At 46.1% G+C, this 19,672-nt stretch carries 16 protein-coding genes and 1 pseudogene; 3 read left to right on the top strand and 14 right to left on the bottom strand.

The window, feature by feature from the left end; genetic code table 11:
• Nucleotides 1–75 precede the first annotated feature (75 nt).
• The 4 genes and pseudogenes from H3S82_RS05810 to H3S82_RS05795 form a co-directional block, all read right to left on the bottom strand.
• A complete protein-coding gene (locus H3S82_RS05810) occupies nt 76–894 on the bottom strand; it encodes a hypothetical protein (RefSeq protein ID WP_198232934.1) in 819 nt (272 codons plus the stop codon).
• A gap of 11 nt (nt 895–905) precedes the next feature.
• On the bottom strand, nt 906–2,282 hold the full coding sequence (gene trkA / locus H3S82_RS05805; RefSeq protein ID WP_077971131.1) for a Trk system potassium transporter TrkA: 1,377 nt from the start codon (nt 2,280–2,282) through the stop codon (nt 906–908).
• Nucleotides 2,283–2,285: 3 nt separating this feature from the next.
• Nucleotides 2,286–3,650 (bottom strand): sigma-54 dependent transcriptional regulator, encoded by a 1,365-nt coding sequence (locus H3S82_RS05800; RefSeq protein ID WP_077971127.1) that lies wholly within the window; start codon nt 3,648–3,650, stop codon nt 2,286–2,288.
• Between the two features lie 14 nt (nt 3,651–3,664).
• Nucleotides 3,665–5,842: pseudogene (locus H3S82_RS05795) on the bottom strand (ATP-binding protein); the annotation flags it as partial.
• Nucleotides 5,843–6,653: 811 nt separating this feature from the next.
• Here H3S82_RS05795 and rirA point away from each other — a divergent pair.
• From rirA to H3S82_RS05780, 3 genes are read left to right on the top strand one after another with little or no spacing between them, the layout of a single operon-like run.
• Complete coding sequence (gene rirA, locus H3S82_RS05790; RefSeq protein ID WP_077971124.1) at nt 6,654–7,121, top strand: iron-responsive transcriptional regulator RirA; 468 nt, start codon at nt 6,654–6,656, stop codon at nt 7,119–7,121.
• Between the two features lie 50 nt (nt 7,122–7,171).
• Entirely contained in the window at nt 7,172–8,428 is a 1,257-nt protein-coding gene (locus H3S82_RS05785) for a bifunctional 2-C-methyl-D-erythritol 4-phosphate cytidylyltransferase/2-C-methyl-D-erythritol 2,4-cyclodiphosphate synthase (RefSeq protein ID WP_369459124.1), read from the top strand.
• Entirely contained in the window at nt 8,425–8,919 is a 495-nt protein-coding gene (locus H3S82_RS05780) for a CinA family protein (RefSeq protein ID WP_198232932.1), read from the top strand. Before H3S82_RS05785 ends, H3S82_RS05780 begins: the two co-directional genes overlap by 4 nt.
• Nucleotides 8,920–9,342: 423 nt before the next feature.
• Here the strand turns inward: H3S82_RS05780 and H3S82_RS05775 are convergent, their stop codons facing one another.
• The 10 genes from H3S82_RS05775 to H3S82_RS05730 form a co-directional block, all read right to left on the bottom strand.
• The gene (locus H3S82_RS05775; protein WP_198232931.1) at nt 9,343–10,695 is read right to left on the bottom strand and encodes a ferric reductase-like transmembrane domain-containing protein; all 1,353 of its coding nucleotides are present in this window, start codon (nt 10,693–10,695) and stop codon (nt 9,343–9,345) included.
• A 190-nt stretch (nt 10,696–10,885) separates the two neighbouring features.
• Nucleotides 10,886–11,347, bottom strand: a complete 462-nt coding sequence (locus tag H3S82_RS05770) for a type II toxin-antitoxin system RatA family toxin (protein WP_077971118.1) — start codon at nt 11,345–11,347, stop codon at nt 10,886–10,888.
• Nucleotides 11,348–11,350: 3 nt separating this feature from the next.
• A complete protein-coding gene (gene lipA / locus H3S82_RS05765) occupies nt 11,351–12,319 on the bottom strand; it encodes a lipoyl synthase (RefSeq protein ID WP_075869990.1) in 969 nt (322 codons plus the stop codon).
• Between the two features lie 73 nt (nt 12,320–12,392).
• Nucleotides 12,393–13,853, bottom strand: a complete 1,461-nt coding sequence (gene lpdA / locus H3S82_RS05760) for a dihydrolipoyl dehydrogenase (protein ID WP_198232930.1) — start codon at nt 13,851–13,853, stop codon at nt 12,393–12,395.
• A 26-nt stretch (nt 13,854–13,879) separates the two neighbouring features.
• The gene (locus H3S82_RS05755; protein ID WP_198232929.1) at nt 13,880–14,521 is read right to left on the bottom strand and encodes an SGNH/GDSL hydrolase family protein; all 642 of its coding nucleotides are present in this window, start codon (nt 14,519–14,521) and stop codon (nt 13,880–13,882) included.
• A 2-nt stretch (nt 14,522–14,523) separates the two neighbouring features.
• On the bottom strand, nt 14,524–15,909 hold the full coding sequence (locus H3S82_RS05750) for a pyruvate dehydrogenase complex dihydrolipoamide acetyltransferase (RefSeq protein WP_198232928.1): 1,386 nt from the start codon (nt 15,907–15,909) through the stop codon (nt 14,524–14,526).
• A 13-nt stretch (nt 15,910–15,922) separates the two neighbouring features.
• Nucleotides 15,923–17,266 carry a pyruvate dehydrogenase complex E1 component subunit beta gene (locus H3S82_RS05745; RefSeq protein ID WP_370541276.1) on the bottom strand — a complete coding sequence of 448 codons (1,344 nt, stop codon included), beginning with the start codon at nt 17,264–17,266 and terminating at the stop codon, nt 15,923–15,925.
• A 56-nt stretch (nt 17,267–17,322) separates the two neighbouring features.
• Nucleotides 17,323–18,363, bottom strand: coding sequence for a pyruvate dehydrogenase (acetyl-transferring) E1 component subunit alpha (pdhA, locus tag H3S82_RS05740; protein WP_077971101.1), 1,041 nt, complete (start codon nt 18,361–18,363; stop codon nt 17,323–17,325).
• Between the two features lie 129 nt (nt 18,364–18,492).
• Nucleotides 18,493–18,822: a septum formation initiator family protein gene (locus H3S82_RS05735; RefSeq protein ID WP_077991813.1), complete on the bottom strand. Its 330-nt coding sequence runs from the start codon at nt 18,820–18,822 to the stop codon at nt 18,493–18,495.
• Between the two features lie 297 nt (nt 18,823–19,119).
• A complete protein-coding gene (locus H3S82_RS05730) occupies nt 19,120–19,530 on the bottom strand; it encodes a TM2 domain-containing protein (protein ID WP_198232926.1) in 411 nt (136 codons plus the stop codon).
• Between the last annotated feature and the right edge of the window lie 142 nt (nt 19,531–19,672).

Here is a 19,672-nt window from a genome sequence, read left to right as displayed (position 1 = left end):
GTTATTGCAGTTGTTGCCCGACAGTCATGATACCCTGTCCGACCCAAATCCATGACAGCCGATCGAGTGCACTTTCTAATTTTTTTGCTGTTCAACTATCTTGAAAAAACCGGGAATTCTTTTTGTTGCCCAGTCATAGAAACTTCCTTCTTTAATAGGGTCGGTCGTTCTTTCCTTTTTATGAACATGAAAACCTATAAAGCGTGGATCGTCTAGCGGCTCAAGACCATAAGCAGGATCAAAAATACGTTCGGTATCACGACCGGTCCAATAATAAAAAGTTTCCTTTTCTTTGGCCTCACCAAAAAAGCCGTATCTTTTGGCGAGCCTAGATATTCCGTCATTGCCAAAAACCGTGATTCCCAATCGTCCGGGGACAACAGGCAGTTTTTGTCTTTTGAGACGCCACGGTATCCATATTCCCCGATGAAAACCGAGCCAGTCCGGCACCATTTGGCCGCTTTCAAGATAGTCATCATATTTCTTGATGATAGGATTGTCAGCCGGAAGATAAAGCGCAGAAACCCCTACGCGCGAACGATTTTCTCGGGCAAGCCATACCTTTCCCTCTTCCGGATGGAATTGTTTGACAAGGTAGACATCGGTATCAAGCCAAACACCGGCGCGGTTTTTCATGAGCCTCACGCGAAACAGATCAGACAATTGCACAATTGTACGGATAGGTTTGAAATCCGGAAATTTCGGGTCAAGCCGGTAAAGTGTCGAAAGCGGCAATATCGGCTCCGCCTCAAGGAGCTCGACACCTTCAGGCACGTTTTCCACATTTCCATGGCTATAAAGTTTGACATGTTGACCGGTCATTACCATTGACGAAAGGCACAGCCAATCAATAGGACGCAAGCGATCTCCATACCAGAAAGTGCAGATATCCATTCGAAGACCTCTTAGAAATATTCCAGGCTGACACGAAACAGTTGTTCTACATCCCGTACTGCATCGGCCATTGCAAAAATGACAACCATATCGCCTGCAAGAACACGTGTATCCCCCTTTGGACGGATCATCGAATTGTCGCGATAGATAGCGCCAATACGCAAACCTTGAGGTAATTCGAGTTCTGACAAGGGCTTTCCGACAAGTGGAGACGTCTGCATAGCTTCTGCTTCAATAATTTCGGCTTCTCCGTTCGACACCGAATAGACCGAGCGAATACGCCCCCTACGCATTTGCTGAAGCACCTTTGAAATTGTGACACTGCGCGGATTAAGATGGGAATCAATCCCTACAGTTCTGGTAAATTCCTGAAAAGCAATATTGTTAATGAGAACCATATTCGACTTGCAACCAAACATTTTGGCCATAATGGCACTCAGCACATTGACCTGATCCTGATTTGTCAATGTTACGATCAGATCGGCCTGTTCGACATTGGCTTCCTGCAAAATCGCCGGATCAAGGGCACTACCATTCAGCACAACGGTACGATCCAATTGATCGGTGATAGCAAGCGCCCGCGCTTTATCCGCTTCGATAATGCGTAACCTTGCCTTGTGTTGACGTTTTTCCATTGCGCGGGCAACATAAAGTCCGATATGACCACCGCCTGCGATAATGATACGGTTTGCTGCCTGCTCGTCATGACCGAACAGCCCCAAAGCACGGCGCACCTGACTGCGTGAAGCGACAAGATAGGTGATGTCCCCCACTTTCAATTCTGTATCGGCATGGGCAATGAAGAGTTTCTTTCCCCTTTTGACGGCTGTCACAGTCGTTAGCAAATCCGGAAAAAGATCGGTCAATTGTCTAAGCGGTGTGTTGATGACGGGACAATCTTCCATACATTCAAGTGCTAAGGCAACAATTTCGTCATAACTGAAATAAAGAACGTCCAATGCACCTGGTAGAGCAATGCGGCGCAACACCATCTCGCCAACCTCGATTTCCGGCGAAATAACGACATCAATTGGCAAAGCATCGCGCTGGAACAAACCCTGATATTGCGGATCAAGATAGGATTGGTTACGAACACGTGCAATTTTTGTCGGCACATTGAAGAGCGCATGGGCAACCTGACATGCCACCATATTGACTTCATCGGAAAGCGTTACAGCAATGAGCATATCTGCTTCATCGGCACCGGCAGCGCGCAAAACATCAGGACGTGCGCCATGTCCGACAATACCCCGAACATCAAGAGTATCACGCACTTTTTCGATCAGCTTCGGCTCGATATCAATAACCGTAACGTCATGTTGTTCATTGGAAAGACGTTCTGCTATCCCGTAGCCGACCTGACCAGCCCCGCAAATGATGACGCGCATATTTTAAGAAACTCCAAGCGATTTCAGTTTACGGTGCAGTGCAGACCGCTCCATGCCGACGAATTCGGCAGTACGCGAAATATTACCACCAAACCGGTTGATTTGTGCAACCAGATATTCCTTTTCAAAAAGTTCTCGCGCTTCTCTTAACGGCAGCGCCATAATATGTAAATCCGAGTCAGTGGGTGCGCGTGGCAATGTATCGCCGACTTCTGCAGGCAGAAGTTCGGCCGTAATCGGACCGTCTCCTCCTTCGCCGCGTGCCAAAATCAACAAACGCTCGATATTATTGCGCAACTGTCTGATGTTTCCGGGCCAACTATGAGCCTGTAGAATTGCCATCGTATCATCACCGATTTCACGTGGTTTTATCCCAGCCTGCTCGGAAATCTGGTGCACAAAATAATGCACAAGTTCGGGAATATCCTCCCGATGGCTTGCAAGTGGTGGAACAGCAATCGGCACAACTGCCAGACGGTGGAACAGATCTTCACGAAAACGGCCTTCGGCAATCAACCCTTCCAGATTCTGTGCTGTTGACGAGATAACACGCACATCCACTTTAACGCGTTTGCTGCCCCCCACCCGTTCAAATGTCTGGTCGGTCAAAACGCGCAAAATCTTGCTTTGTGTTTCGCGCGGCATGTCCGCGATCTCGTCAATATAGAGAATGCCGCCATGTGCTTCTTCAAGAGCACCAACTTTACGCTCCCCTCCATCCATTTCGGTTCCAAAAAGTTCGATTTCCATTCTTTCAGGAGTAATGGTTGCCGCATTGATTGTCACAAATGGGCCGTTTGCACGGTTTGAAAGGGCATGGATTGCCCGCGCTGTCGTTTCTTTACCTGAACCTGATGGGCCGGTAATCATGATACGGCTATTGGTGGGCGCCACTTTTTCAATCGTCTGGCGCAAATGGTTCATCACAAGCGACTTGCCAAGCAATTCCGGCGTAACACTTGATTGTTTGCGCAATTCATTGACTTCGCGTTTCAACTTGGATGTTTCAAGCGCCCGCTCGGCAACCAAAATCAAACGATCCGCTTTGAACGGTTTTTCGATAAAATCATAAGCACCGCGTTTAATCGCCGAAACAGCCGTTTCGATATTTCCGTGGCCGGAAATCATCACAACGGGTAAATCAGGATAACGCGTTTTGATTTTATCAAGCAGTGCCAAACCATCCAGACGACTTCCCTGCAACCAGATGTCGAGAAAAATCAATCGCGGAACACGGTTTTCGATTTGCTGGAGTGCTTCGTCCGAATTGGCAGCGAGACGTGTTTCGTGCCCTTCATCCTCGAGTATTCCACCGACGAGTTCGCGTATATCCGCTTCATCATCGACAATCAAAATATCTGAAGCCATCTTACTTAACCGTCCTATTTCTCAACATCTACTTTAACAACATCAGATTTGCCAATACCTGCTGCCGGAAAGACCATACGGATCATTGCACCACGACCATTATAAAAATTTACCGGTGCATCATGTAATTCCATATAGCCTCCATGTTCCTCTACAATTTTACGCACGATTGCCAGTCCCAATCCGGTCCCCTTCTCTCGTGTCGTTATATAGGGTTCCAATAATTTTTGTCTTTGTTCCTTGGGGAGGCCTTTGCCATTATCTATTATATCGGCAATAAGTTTATCCCCTTCGCGATAAGAACGCACGAGGATATGTCCCTCGATCGCTTTATCGACCGCAATTGCATCAATTGCTTCACTTGCATTTTTTATAACATTTCCGAATGCCTGCCCGATGAGCCGGCTGTCAAATTCGCCCATGAGTGGCTCTTCTCCCAAATCCCGCTCGAATTTGATATCATGACGTGACACTTCAACAAGGAAAAAGGCCTCTCTTAACGGCTCCCGCATATCAAGCAGGTGCATTTCCGGCTTAGGCATTCGGGCAAAAGACGAGAACTCGTCGACCATTCTTCCGATATCGCCAACTTGCCGTATGATTGTGTCGACACATTGGTCAAAAACATCCCGATCATCCGTAATCACCTTACCATAACGCCGGCGTATGCGTTCGGCCGATAATTGTATCGGTGTCAGCGGATTTTTTATTTCATGGGCGATACGACGGGCAACATCGGCCCATGCACTCGACCTTTGAGCCTCCACAAGATCGGTTATGTCATCAATTGTTAAAACCCATGATTGCCCGTTACCATCGTTTTCCTCCATCGTAACCTGCACATTATAAACCCGATTACGTCCGTCTTGCGAAAGGGTAACCTGTTCGCGATGATTTTTGCGTCCCGATGAACGCGCAACCTCGAATACTTGTCCAATATCCGCATTGAGCGACATAAGACTTTTTCCGACAACTTCTTTCGGATCAAGATTGAACATTGTCTGCGCAGAACGATTGATAGTCGTAACATCCCCGTTTTCGTCAATTCCCGCAACCCCTGCATTGACACCGGCAAGGACTGCTTCCGAAAAACGACGTCTCTCGTCTATCTGGTCACGCGCAGAAATCAACTCATTGCGCTGACTTTTAAGCTCGCTCACCATATAATTGAATGTCCGGGACAGTTGACCGATGTCACCATCCTTGGCACGAACGGGAACCACAACATCCATATTGCCGGAAGCGACATCATCGGCCGCACCGATCAGCAGACGGATGGGTCGCACCAAACGGTCTGCCACGGCAATACCTGTCCAGATTGCCGAAATCAACAGACTGAGAAACAGACAAAGATAAAGGACAGCAAAAGCAATTTGTGTCGGAACACGGTTTTCGTTAAGATCACGATAACGTGCGGTATTGGCTTCGGTCAGACGCAATGCCGATAAAACGCGTTCGTCGACGTCCCTTACAAGATAAAGAAATGTATTTGGTATATCGTTCAGTTTTAAGATGATACCAAAATAATCATGCTCACCGGGTTGAAAAGTGAACGGACTGCCATTTGTCGCTTGAACAATGAGATTTGCTGGCGGTATTGGCAATTTGTCCTCACCACCGAGATTACTTTGCAAAAAAACCGTGCCGTTCGGACTTAGCAAAAAAGCTCCGCGCAAATCCCGCCCTGCCGCATGGCGGGTGAGTTGCAACCTGTATTCGGTAGGATTTAATGCCAGAAGCCTGCGGTTGTCGAGTGCAAGGGCCATAGCATATGAAGAATTTTTCAGGTTTTGCAATGTCTCATCTGCGTAACCATTGGCGAGATCGATCGAGGAAGCCACAATCTGTCTTGTTGTTGTATCAAACCAACGATCGAGCCCCTGATTGAGTGTTACACCGGCAACAATTGCAACCACAACGGCAGGCAATGTTGCAACAAGTGCAAAAAGCGAAATTATTCTGACGTGAAGTCTTGAAGCAGCCCTTCTTGCTCTCCACGCTTGAATAATCGGCATTAACTCATAGCAAGCGATAGCTATAAGCCCGAGCACCCATACGCTATTGACGGCAATGAGGACAAGCGTCACGAAAGTGCTTGGAATAATCGGCGTAAAACCCAACAGAATAGCAAAAGAGACAACTGCCGTTAGCAAAGCCAATGCAATAACCATGATTCCGAAGAATGCATGCATATTCCGTCGTTTGACGCCATATAAGCTTTTATCTTCCGGTTTTACCAATTCGTGATTCTTCCCGATCCAACCCATTGTTTCGACAATGATGCAACACTTTGTGGCGAAAATGCAACAGAAAGAATTGAACCTTCCCTAATTATGAAGGAAAAGTCCCCTTTTACAAAATGATAATGGAATTCATATCGAGTGAATTCATGATATTCATTCACATGCTTACCGAAATTTTTCTATAAAACTCGTTTATCATTCTAAAACGACTTCGGCAGATGTCCACTCATTGTCACCAATAATATAAATTCGCTCTATAAAATAGTCAGCACTTGTTCCTTTTGAAAAGCGGATAACGAATTTTGCAAAAATCGAATTTGTTGCATCTTCAAAATTCTGTTGTCATTCATGTTAAAATGGGTTGGAGCATATTCTTTTCCAATCACTAAACCGGAATAGATTCTGTCGGACGTTTTTTCCTTGTTTCACCTATGCGCCGTCCGAGCGTCAGATTTTAACGATGTGCTATTCAAGCGTCACAGGCATTGGCTAGTCTTGAGTTCCTCTTTCTTGTCACGTTACAATGTCTGGATATCCGGCTTGTTTTGTCAAAATCAGGACAAATTATGCTGCTAGGATAGTTTTAATACCATTATTCTTATCCACTTTATTCCTGTTGATTGCTTCCAATTACCAAAACCAAAGACGCTTATTGACAATGGTTTGATAAAACCTTCTAAAAAAAGTAAAGAAAACATCTTCACATTTTTAAGAATCGTTCTAAATTATAGAGAGATGTCTCTAACAGAAAGGAATGGAAATGCGGCTCACAAAACAGACGAATTATGCCATCCGGATGTTGATGTATTGCGCTGCTAACGAAGGAGAGTTGAGCCGCGTACCGGAAATTGCCAAAGCCTATTCGGTTTCCGAACTGTTTTTGTTCAAAATTCTTCATCCACTGGTCGAAGCCGGATTAATGCAAACCGTGCGTGGACGTAATGGCGGCGTTAAGCTTGCCAAGCCGGCTGACGAGATTTTTGTTTCCGACGTTGTGAAAGTTACAGAAGAAAATTTTGCAATGGCGGAGTGCTTTGAAAGTGGTGCCATTGAATGCCCATTGGTGAATTCGTGCGGCCTCAATGCAACATTGAGTAAGGCTTTAAAAGCTTTTTTCGACGTGTTGAAGGCAACTTCCATTGCCGATTTGCAAAGGCCAACTTTCAGGGAACGTCTCGGTATCCATGAACATGACGAGCATGATGAAAACGCGAAAGTTTTGAACTAATATCCCAGTCGGAATTCACGTTATAATCTATTGTTTTGTTGTTATAATCAATTTTGAAGGGGCGCATCATATCCAACGCAGCCATCATATTAGCCGCTGGCAGGGGTGAACGCATTGGTTCGCCTGAAAATGGCCCCAAACAATATCGACCGCTTGGCGGTCATGCAGTCATTTTTCACACGCTCAAGCGTTTTCTGGATAGCGGGCTGTTTACAACCATCATATTGGTCATCCATCGCGATGACGAAATGCTTTGTCAAAAAGCAATTGGTGACTTGGCAGACCATGTCACGATTGTTCACGGTGGAAACACACGACAGATATCGACCCTTTGCGGTCTCCGCGCATTGAATAGTCTGAGTGTAGCCAACAAACCTCAATATGTATTTATTCATGATGGTGCACGGCCTTTTGTTTCCGGTTTACTTCTGGGACGGATTGATAATGCGCTGTCTCAAGATTTCGGAATCTTACCTGCTGTAGCAGTCTCCGATACACTCAAACGTGCCGATGATAACGGCATAGTTGTCGAGACAGTGCCGCGCGATCATCTCTTCGGGGCGCAAACGCCGCAGGCATTTCCTTTTTCTAAAATTTTAAAATTGCATGAAAAAGCCGCGAACCTAGGATTAACCGGTTTTACCGACGATTGTGCCTTGGCGGAATGGGCAGGGTTCGGTATAAAACTTGTGGCTGGCAGCAGTGAAAATATGAAAATTACCTGGCCTGCAGATCTTGCTATTGCCGAATTGCGTATGAAAAAGGAAGCCATGACAAATCAGGAAAAGCAGACACCCGCTTCTTTCCAATTTCCGGATGTTCGCACCGGTAATGGATATGATGTCCATCCATTCGAACCGGGCGATGGAGTGACGCTTTGCGGCGTAAAAATCGCTTATGAAAAGAAATTGAGCGGCCATTCGGATGCCGATGTCGCTCTTCACGCTTTGACGGATGCATTGCTTGCTACACGGGGTGCTGGAGATATCGGTACACATTTTCCCCCTTCCGACCCGCAATGGAAGGATGTCTCGTCGGATATTTTTGTGCGTCATGCTGTATCTATTATAAAAGAATCCAAAGGGCGCATCGCCAATGTGGATATTACGCTGATTGCAGAAGCGCCGAAGGTTGGTCCACACAGAAAAGAAATGACCGAAAAACTCATGGATATGCTCGGCATATCTGCCGACCGTATTTCGGTCAAAGCCACGACCAATGAACAATTGGGATTTGTCGGGCGCAAAGAAGGAATTGCTGCAATTGCAACTGCGACAGTTATCTATCCGGGGAGTGTTCCAGAATGACTCTTATTGCTGAAGCCAAGGCAAAAAAAGTTCTTGAAGCCTGCCGTTTACACCATTTGAAACTGGCAACTGTGGAATCCTGCACAGGTGGCTTGATCATCGGCAGCCTGACCGACATTGCAGGGTCGTCCGACGTTGTGGAATGTGGCTTCATTACCTATTCCAACGAGGCAAAAAATAGGCTCGTCGGTGTGCCTTCCGATATGATCAAAACATTTGGTGCTGTGTCGAAAGAAGTCGCTATTGCAATGGCCGAAGGCGGTGTCAAACATTCAGGTGCCGATATTGCTGTTTCGGTTACAGGAGTTGCGGGCCCGGGTGGCGGCAGTGCCGAAAAGCCGGTGGGGCTTGTCCACATGGCTGTTGCGTTGACAAATAAGCCGACACTTCATTTTGAAGCCCGATTTGGCGATCTTGGTCGCGAAAACGTTCGTCATGCGACTGTTGAACGGGCGTTGGATCTGGTTCTAGAAGCGATCGACAAAGCTTAGCCTTGATGATTGCTGCACGTTACTCCCACTAAGCGGCCAGTGCGATTTCAGTCTGGTACGGAAATCACTACCTTCCTTAGCTTTAATCGCAGTTTACAATGGAGATTGACTTCAGGACACCGGTTACGGTCAAAGCTCCTCGGGGAATTTAAACCGGACCGGAGGAAATCAAATAACGATTCTTAATCAAGCTTGGCGAAATCTATATTTGTCGCCAATTTTTTCGCCTGTAAAATTATGACAATAGCTCCGCACTCCCCTTTGGCCGGAGTTAAAGTTACTGGGTTTTATACAGGCCATCCCGATAGAGACTTAAAATCGGAATGAGGAGCGGCCTTTAACTATCCGATTTAAAGGCGTTCATGAGCAAGTTTGCCCCCGTTCCGACGATAAAATCGTACAACCTTTTGGAGCTATGTGAACCTATCGCAGTTGAAATAATTCCCGATGAAAATGCCGACGGGCAAAGCCACTTTTAACCATGTCATCTTCCAGCGTCTCACCGAATTTTATAGGCCCGCAAAACCATATTGACGATTGTTTCCAGTTCACAAATAGGTGCCTTAACAAGGATCCATTGAACCTTCCCTCTTCAGGCGTTAGCCAAATTTTCAATCTGATACCAGCCGATTGCGCCAATTCGACAAGCTTTTGTTTCTCGCTTCCACTAATCGTTTGGGCAACATAAACAAAGTCTATTTGTGCTTTATTGTTTTTCTTTGATGAAGCCAACTCGTCAAGTCTTGCAAGAAATGGCGTAATTCCTATGCCTGCGCCAATCCATATTTGTTCGGGTAATTTGTCGTCGCTAAAACAAAACTTTCCGTAAGGCCCGTCAACGCGCGCTTTCCTGCCGGTTAGATTCTGTTTTACGAGTTTATCGGTATAGTCTCCCAAACCTTTAACAAAAAACGTCAAAAAGGGTTTTTGCGGATTCCAATGGGACGCTATTGTGAAAGGATGTGCGCCTTCTCCTTTATCCAGTGTGACGAATGCGAATTGTCCGCTTTTGTGACCGGCCCAATTATTGGAAACTTTTAAAGTCAAGCGTACTGCATCATTGGCTTTATCAATCGCATAGTCCGTCACTATCGCCGCGATATGACGGCCGAAGCCGAACCGTTTGAGCAAAACTGTAATTGCAGCAATGACCCCAAAAATTGATGAAACACCTACCAACAAACCGAATGGCTCGCCCCAATAGGCAAATTTTGTCAACACAACCGCATGAAACACTAAAACAAGATATACCGCTGCAAAAATTGTATGGACATGAGCAAAAAACCGGTAAGGAATAAGCTTTATCAACGCAACAAGACACAAAACAACCGCTATATAAAAAGCCCATTCCCCAAAAAACTCGGCATTCTTTCTGGAAATCGAGAACACATATTCAAGCCCGACTTTTTGAGGCAAATTGGCTATATCAATATGTTGACGAACAGGCTTTACGAGCCATCCCCAGCCGACGGCCCATTTTGTTCCTTTGGCAAGGAGAAAATGGATAACAGCGGTAACAAGTGCGGTAATGCCAAGCCATTTATGAAGCCGATAGGCTTTATCAAGCCCACCCAATGCATCATCTATCACTCTAAGACGACAGGCAATTACCACGTCCATACTCATTGCCACAAAAGCGAGAAGACCTGTGAGCTGGATGGCTTCCCGCCTGAAAGCAAAATAACCATCTTTGATGCCGTAAAATTCGCCGGTTGCCAACCAGACCGCGATACAAATGAAAATGAACACAAAATACGTAATCTTCAAGTTTCTCATCAAGAGCCATAACCTGTCTTCTGTTTTTCATCAGAAAATAGAATGGAATTGATAAAATTAAAACTTAAACTTATTTAATATATTGATTTCATTAAACTTTATAATTTTTATCCAGTTTAAAACCACATTTTGAAAACTGCTTTCAAAATGTTTATTAAATCAGATAGCAAACTTCGTGATTAAACCGTCTTCAGGCCTCTGCCGCCCCGTAAATCTTGTCTGCCCGCATCTCGAAAGCTTCGGTAAAACGCTTGAATGCTATATCGAACATAGCGCCCATAAGCATGCCAAGCATCCGGCTTTTAAACTCGTAATCAATATAGAATTCAACTTCGCATGATTTGCCATCTTCAAGGGGCTTGAATATCCAGCGGTTTTCAAGGTAGCGGAATGGCCCGTCAATATAACGAACATCAATACGCCGCTCTTCTTTATCCAAAAGAACCTGCGTCGTGAAAGTTTCCCTGATCATTTTATAGCCAACTGTCATATCGGCAGTAAGCAGGGTTTTATTTCCCCTCTCTTCGCTCGAGCGAACGTTGAGGGATTCACACATTGGCAAAAATTCGGGATATCGTTCAACATCCGAAACAAGATTGAACATCTCGAGATCGGTATGCTGAACTTTCCGCTGGGTATTAAATTTTGGCATTCTTTATCCGCGTTGATGAGCCAGCTTTTCTGCGCGAGCTTTTCTCAGTGCTTCAAAATCTTCGCCCGCATGGTGTGATGAACGGGTTAGCGGACTTGAAGACATATGAAGGAAACCCTTGGTTTTGCCAATAATGGCGTAGGATTTGAACTCTTCCGGCGTAACAAAGCGGATAACAGGATGATGTTTACGCGTCGGCTGCAAATATTGGCCAATGGTCATAAAATCAACATCGGCCGAACGCAAATCATCCATCAATTGAAGAACTTCATTCCGTTCTTCACCAAGTCCGACCATAATACCGGACTTTGTAAAGATGGATGGATCAAGCTCCTTGACCCGCTGCAACAGTCTGATCGAATGGAAATAACGCGCACCCGGACGCACCGTCAGGTATTTTGACGGCACAGTTTCAAGATTATGGTTAAATACATCCGGCTTGGCCGCAACCACAGTTTCGAGAGCACCTTCCTTATGACGAAAATCAGGCGTGAGGATTTCAATGGTGGTACCAGGTGACTTTCTTCTGATTGCATGAATGACATCGGCATAATGCTGGGCACCACCATCGGGAAGATCATCACGATCAACAGAAGTGATTACTACATGTTTAAGCGCCATTTGTTTGACTGCATCGGCAACGCGTTCCGGTTCATCCTTATCGACAGGAAGAGGTATACCGGTTGCAACATTACAAAAGGCACATGCACGGGTGCATATTGCCCCCAAAATCATGAAACTTGCGTGCCTTTGAGTCCAGCATTCACCAACATTCGGGCATCCGGCTTCTTCGCAAACTGTCACCAGATTGTTGTCACGCACAATATGACGGGTTTCCGCATATTGCCCACGCAATGACGGCGCTTTCACCCTGATCCAATCAGGCTTTTTTAAAACCTCTGAATCCGGTCGATTGGCTTTTTCCGGATGCCGGACCCGTTTCTGCGATAAAGTGTCAACAACGGTAACCATTTAGTACCTCACGCTCTTTCTCCCCTCATATGGAGTATAAGCAATAAGAATGCAATTCACTTCTTGATGTTCGTCAGGCGTTCAAAACCTGCCCATAAGCATCAAGGACACTTTCCTTCATCATTTCCGAAAGCGTTGGATGAGGAAAGACTGTATGCATCAGCTCTTCTTCTGTGGTTTCAAGATTCATCGCAACCACAAAACCTTCAATCAGTTCGGTTACTTCTGCTCCAACCATATGTGCACCAAGTAACTGGCCGGTTTTCCGGTCAAATATGGTTTTGACGATACCCTGATCCTCTCCCATAGCAATTGCCTTGCCGTTTGCAGAAAACGAAAAATGCCCGACCCTTATGTCATAGCCTGCGGCCTTGGCTTTGGTTTCGGTCAATCCGACGGAAGCAACTTGCGGCGTGCAATAGGTGCAACCTGGAATCTTTCTCTTGTCCAAAGGTTCGGCTGTTTCAAGACCGGCAATATGCTCGACACAGATCACGCCCTCTTCTTCGGCCTTGTGGGCCAGCATAGGAGCACCCGCAACATCGCCGATAGCATAAATACCGGGCACATTGGTGCGTCCCCATTCGTCAATTACCACACAACCGCGTTCGGTTTTTACACCTAACGCTTCAAGCCCGATATTTTCTATGTTGCCTTGCACACCCACCGCAGAGATCAGACGATCTGCAGTAACGGTCTCAGTTTTGCCTTTTATATCAATGTGAGCTGTCACAGAATTGGACGTTTTTTCGATTTTCGAAACTTTCGCTTCGGTAAGGATTCGGATTCCTTTTTTCTCCAATTGCTTACGTGCGAATGCAGCAATCTCCGCATCTTCAACAGGCATAATTTGCGGCATCATTTCCACAACCGTGACTTCCGCGCCCATGTCACGATAAAAGGAAGCGAACTCAATTCCGATAGCGCCCGAGCCCATAACGACGATGGATTTCGGCATAGTTTCAGGAACCATTGCTTCAAAATAGGTCCAAACCAGTTTCCCGTCCGGTTCGATGCCCGGTAACGTACGCGGACGCGCGCCGGTTGCCACAATAATATGCTTGGCCTGATATGTTCCCTCGCCCAAAGTGCCCTTCGGAATAGGGTTTTGTGGCTGCATAATTTTTTTGGTAATTTTACCGACGACAATTTCACCAAGACCGGCATTTGAAGCTGCCTTGGTGAGCTTTGCCTCGCCCCAAATAACGTCGATCTTGTTTTTCTTCATCAAATAGCCGACACCGCCATTAAGACGGGCAGAAACAGTGCGGGAGCGTTGCACGACATCCTTGATGTTGGCCTCGATCGAACCGTTGAGTTTCAAGCCATAATCTTTGGCATGTTCGCTAAAATGTTTGATTTCTGCTGTTCTAAGCAGCGCTTTTGTCGGAATACATCCCCAATTCAGGCAAATACCGCCAAGGTGTTCGCGTTCGACAATAGCGGTCTTGAAGCCCAATTGGGCAGAACGGATTGCGGTAACATATCCGCCGGGGCCAGAACCGATAACAATAACATCATATGAATTTGCCAATTTTTCCTCCATGGGGAAAGATAGAACTAAAGGCCGAGAACGACATGTACCAACGGTTGAAGCCCTTTGCCAATTGCTTTTGTGTTGTTTTCGTCAAGATGAACGCCATCCACAGGTGACGCGATTGCAACAGATGCAGCATCGAAGAAGGCGCATTCCATCTCGTCAGCAAGATCCGAATAAAAAATCGACAGCTTTTTGGATTCTCCAATAGCACCACTAAAACGCTCGCCACTTAAAGGATGAGTGGTCTCCGCCAGATGAGGCGGAGAAACAATAATAATTTCCGGAGGTTCCGTCTGCGACATATAAGGATAGGAACGGACAATATTGATAAGCCGTTTCATGCCCAGACATGCTGCCATTGCGGAACCCGCAACAAATTTCTTCAAGTCATTGGTGCCGAGCATCATGATCACCAGATCAAGCGGATGACATGAGCCCAGGACTGTCAGAAGGATTGCTGCACCATTCCGGTCGTCGATTGAAGTTTTATCATCAAAACAGGTTGTGCGGCCGCACAATGCTTCCTCGACAACTTCAATCGCGCCGTTGAATTGCTGTTCCAGCACACGCGGCCAACGAATTTCGTTGGTATAACGTGTTTGGTTTATCGGATTTAAGCCCCATGTCAGGGAATCCCCATAAGCCAGAACAGTTTTTTTCATTATTACACCAACATGCTCATCGGGTTTTCAATGAACTTTTTGAAAGCTTGTGCAAGCTCGGCTGCCAATGCTCCGTCTACCGCGCGATGGTCGGTTGACAATGTCACCGACATGACCGTTGCGATGGCCAAGGCACCATTTTTAACGACAGCGCGTTGCTCACCTGCACCGATTGCAAAGATCGTCGCATGTGGCGGGTTGATAATGGCGCAGAAATCCTTGACACCATACATGCCCATATTGGAAACAGCAGTCGTTCCGCCCTGATATTCCTCGGGTTTCAACTTGCGTTCCCGCGCCCGTTTTGCCAAATCTTTCATTGCATTGGAAATTGTCGAAAGCGATTTTTCCTCAGCATGTTTGATGATCGGCGTAATCAAGCCGTTCGGAATGGAAACAGCGACCCCCACGTCCACAAATTTGTGGCGCATCATACCGCTATCAAGCCAGGAAACATTGGCATCCGGCACAGCTTTAAGTGCCAATGCAGTCGCTTTGATAACCATATCATTCACTGAAAGTTTGTAGGCCGGTTTTTCGCCAACATCGTTTTTAACCATCGGAGCTGCTGCGTTCAATTCTGCGCGCAATTTCAGCAATGCATCAATCTCGCAATCAATTGTTACATAAAAATGCGGAACTGTATGTTTGGATTCAACGAGACGCTTGGCAATAGTCTTTCGCATACCGTCGTGAGGCACGATTTCATATTCATCGGTATTGAAAAGCTTCATTGTCAATTCGTCTGAAGACGAGCTTTCGAGCGAGACAGAAGACTGTACAGACTGCTCCGCAATACCAGCAGCCTTGCCTGTGCCGTTTGCAAGAGCGCTATCAATATCGCGCTTGATGATACGACCATGCGGACCTGTGCCTGAAATAAGCGACAATTGAAGCCCGTTTTGTTTGGCAAGCCGCCGTGCCAATGGCGAGGCAAATATACGGTTGCCCTTTTCTGTACCCGGTGTTTCGGAAGAAGTGGGAGTCGCTTGTTTGGGAGCCGGAGACGCTTTAGCAGCTTGAACCGGAGTTGAATCTGCTTTTGCGGGTGCAGCGGGTGTCGTCGGCTGAGCCGGTGCCGGAGAAGATGAAGGCTGTTTTTTCTCTTCGTCTTCAATCGCTTTGATGGCATCCTCGGCACTTTCGCCGTCTTCTGCGAGAATACCGATCAAGGCATTCACTTTTACACCTTGTGTCCCTGCCGGAACGACGATTTTTACAAGCGTGCCTTCATCAGCGGCATCAACTTCCATCGTTGCCTTATCTGTTTCAATTTCGGCAACAGTATCACCCGGCGAAACTTTGTCGCCCTCTTTGATATCCCACTTTGACAAAGTGCCTTCTTCCATTGTCGGGGAAAGCGCCGGCATCGTGATTTTTATAGCCATAGTGCGTTCTCCTTCAGGCTTTGTAGGTGACAGATTTTACGGCATCAACAACCTCTGCAACACTCGGCAAAGCAAGTTTTTCGAGATTGGCAGCATAAGGCATAGGAACATCCTTGCCTGCAATTGTAGCAATCGGCGCATCAAGATAATCAAACGCCTGCTGCATTACACGTGTTGCAATTTCTGTTCCGACAGATGATTGCGGAAAGCCTTCTTCGATCGTGACCAAACGACCGGTTTTCTTGACCGATTCAATAATTGTCGGCAAGTCCATCGGACGAACAGTTCTCAGATCTATCAACTCGACATCAATTCCGAGTTTCTCGAATTCCGGCAGTGCTTCAACCGCGTAATTCATCCCCATGCCCATGCCGACGATTGTTACATCGTTACCGGCTTTATGGATGCGGGCTTTGCCGATTGGCAAAACAAAATCATCAAGCTTTGGCACGTCGAACTGATGACCATAGAGCAATTCATTTTCAAGGAAGATGACGGGATTATCATCGCGGATTGCCGCTTTGAGAAGCCCTTTGGCATCGGCAGCCGTGTAAGGCATGATAACCTTCAAGCCCGGTACATGACTGTACCATGATGCATAGCATTGCGAATGCTGGGCACCAACACGAGCGGCCGCCCCATTCGGACCACGGAAAACCATAGGGGCATGCATCTGCCCGCCAGACATATAATGTGTTTTAGCAGCCGAATTGACAATTTGGTCGATTGCTTGCATGGCAAAGTTGAACGTCATGAATTCAACGACAGGACGCAGGCCACCAAAGGCTGCCCCAACGCCAAGGCCGGCAAAGCCCTGTTCGGTAATCGGCGTATCAATAACGCGGCGTGCACCGAATTCATCAAGCAGTCCCTGACTGACCTTATAAGCACCCTGATATTGTGCAACTTCTTCACCAATCAGAAAAACCTTGTCGTCACGACGCATTTCCTCAGCCAAGGCTTCGTTCAAAGCCTCGCGAACAGTCATTTTGACCATTTCTGTTCCGGCCGGAATATCGGGGTCGGATTGAACGACCGGCTCTGCGGGCTTCGGTGCAGCCGGAGCCGGAGCGGCAGGTGCAGGTGGTTGCGGTGCTTTTGGTGCTGCCTCTTTTGCCGGATTAACGGCATTTTTAATATCCGCCGCTGTTTCACCATCTTCAAGCAGAACCGCAATAGGCGTGTTGACCTTTACACCTGCTGTTCCTTCAGGAACAAGAATCTTGCCGATAGTTCCTTCATCGGCTGCATCGACTTCCATAGTGGCTTTATCGGTTTCGATTTCGGCAATCACATCACCGGCCTCGACCTTATCGCCTTCCTTTTTAAGCCATTTTGAAATTTTGCCTTCTTCCATTGTGGGCGAAAGCGCCGGCATCAAGATATCAATAGACATAGTCGCTTTCCTCGCTATTAAAGAAGAACATCGGTATAGAGCTCGGATACATCCGGCTCGGGATCATTTTCAGCAAAATCTGCCGCATCTGCAACGATAGCACGAACCTTTTTGTCAATGTCTTTCAATTCGTCTTCTGTTGCCCAACCCTTTTTGATACAACGGTTCTTCACCTGATTGATCGGATCATGTTCGGTCTTGACCTTTTCCACCTCTTCTTTGGTGCGATATTTGGCCGGATCCGACATAGAGTGACCACGATAACGATAGGTCTGCATGTCGAGAATAATCGGACCTTTGCCTGAACGTGCCCATGCAACAGCCTCATCGGCTGCCGATTTTACAGCACAGACATCCATACCATCGACAACATAACCGGGAATTTCAAAAGACAAACCACGACGTGAAAAATCGGTCTCGGCAGAAGCACGAGAAACTGCCGTTCCCATGGCATATTGGTTGTTTTCAATAACGTAAACGACAGGAAGTTTCCAAAGCGAAGCCATATTGAAGCTTTCATAGACCTGGCCCTGATTGGCCGCGCCGTCACCGAAATAGACAAGCGTTACATTATCGCGTCCAAGGTATTTATTGGAAAAAGCCAATCCTGTTCCGATCGGAACCTGCGCACCGACGATACCATGTCCGCCAAAAAAGTTCTTTTCCTTGGAAAACATATGCATCGAACCGCCCTTCCCTTTGGAAAAGCCATCTTTGCGACCGGCGAGTTCAGCCATGACACCGCGAGGGTTCATACCTGTTGCCAACATATGTCCATGATCGCGATAGGAAGTGATCACCTGATCGCCTTGTTTTATTGCTTTGACAGTTCCGGTTACCACCGCCTCTTGGCCGATATAAAGGTGACAAAAGCCGCCAATAACGCCCATGCCATAAAGCTGACCGGCTTTTTCTTCAAACCGTCGGATTAAAAGCATATCGTGATAAAACTGAAGTTCTTCTTCTTTGGTGAATTCCGCCGGCTCAGGTGATCTGGCGGTATTGGTTAATACGGTCTGCGTTTTTTTCGCAGAAGTTTTTTTAGCCCGTGCTGCCATATTAAACTCCCTTAATTGGTGTTTTAAAAAATACGCTTTCCCCGCCAAAGTTACAAGCACTATAAATGTTTGTAAAAATTCGTGTAAGGTATTGATATATTTATTTTTTAGGAAATAAACAGAATTTTGCTATTTTGACAAATCGCCTTGACCCGTCAGAATAACAAATTCATTCGGCTTCGAAAGATTAAGATTTTTGCGAGCATATTCATCAAGCATATCGCGTTCTATATGACCGTCTTTTAAAAGCGAAACCTTTTTTTCTATTCCTTTGCGCTGCTCTTCAAGCGATTTCAACTCGTTGTTGAGGCTGTCGATATGTTGTTCTACTTTAACACGAGAATATAAACCATATTCACCGTGATAAATGTGGTAGCCAAAATAGCTCAGCACACCAATCGTCATAAGCGGCAATATAAAGCGCCCCTTGATTGATCTGCGTTTCTGTTTTGTCCACATCATTTCAGCATTTCTGTCCCTATCGAACTTAAATCATTGATGCATGATTTTTATTAAAGATAGATTACCGGAAGGCTAAATTCCTAAAAACAAAATGACGAAAAGCTTTTGCCGGTTGATTTTTGGATTTTTTTTAAAAATACCCGTTATAGACATTTTAACCAGTGCTATCTCGACCACTTGTCTCGTGCAGACACATCAAAAGACAAACTTCACAAAGTTCATTGCCTGACAGATAATCGCAAAAATATTCGCCTCTGTTTTCCGGTGTTGACCTTTCCAGTGATTATTTCCAAGTCAAAGATATTCGCTTGTGATCGGATTTCCGTCTTTATCTTTGAATTTCCCCATAAGGATCAGAATAAAATCGATAATTGACCAAATAAACGAAATGATCGAACCGATAACTGTAACCGTGAGCAGAAGCATCAACACGCCAGTACCGATTTTTCCGACCATAAAACGATGAACTCCGAAAATCCCGAAGAACCAGCATACGATTGCCATAACGACTTTCGAATGCTTGCTATCAATGCTTAAGGGAAAGATATTTTTGGCGATCGCCCCTTGTGTTACAAAATCAACCTTGATTCCGGCCGACGGTTCGCCTTGTCCGCTCCAGTCAAGCCGCGTAAATTCGTAACGGTTGTTATCGGCTCCCGAGATAAGACCTTTGTTCCTTGTGTAACTTATAATCGAACCGCGCATAAAAACTCCTGATCTTTTGTTAAAAAGCAAACTGCTTCAGTTGAGTGAGCATTCAACTTTGCTTTTTGATAAACATTGCTATTTTGTGGGGTCAGACCACTGGTTTAAATATGTTGCGTGTTTCAAAAAGCTAGTCCGTTAT

Origin of the sequence: Bartonella sp. M0192, assembly GCF_016102305.1 — a bacterium.
Classification (GTDB): domain Bacteria; phylum Pseudomonadota; class Alphaproteobacteria; order Rhizobiales; family Rhizobiaceae; genus Bartonella; species Bartonella apihabitans.
Note: the sequence above shows the minus strand (reverse complement) of the source record. Positions and strands in the feature narration are given on the sequence as shown.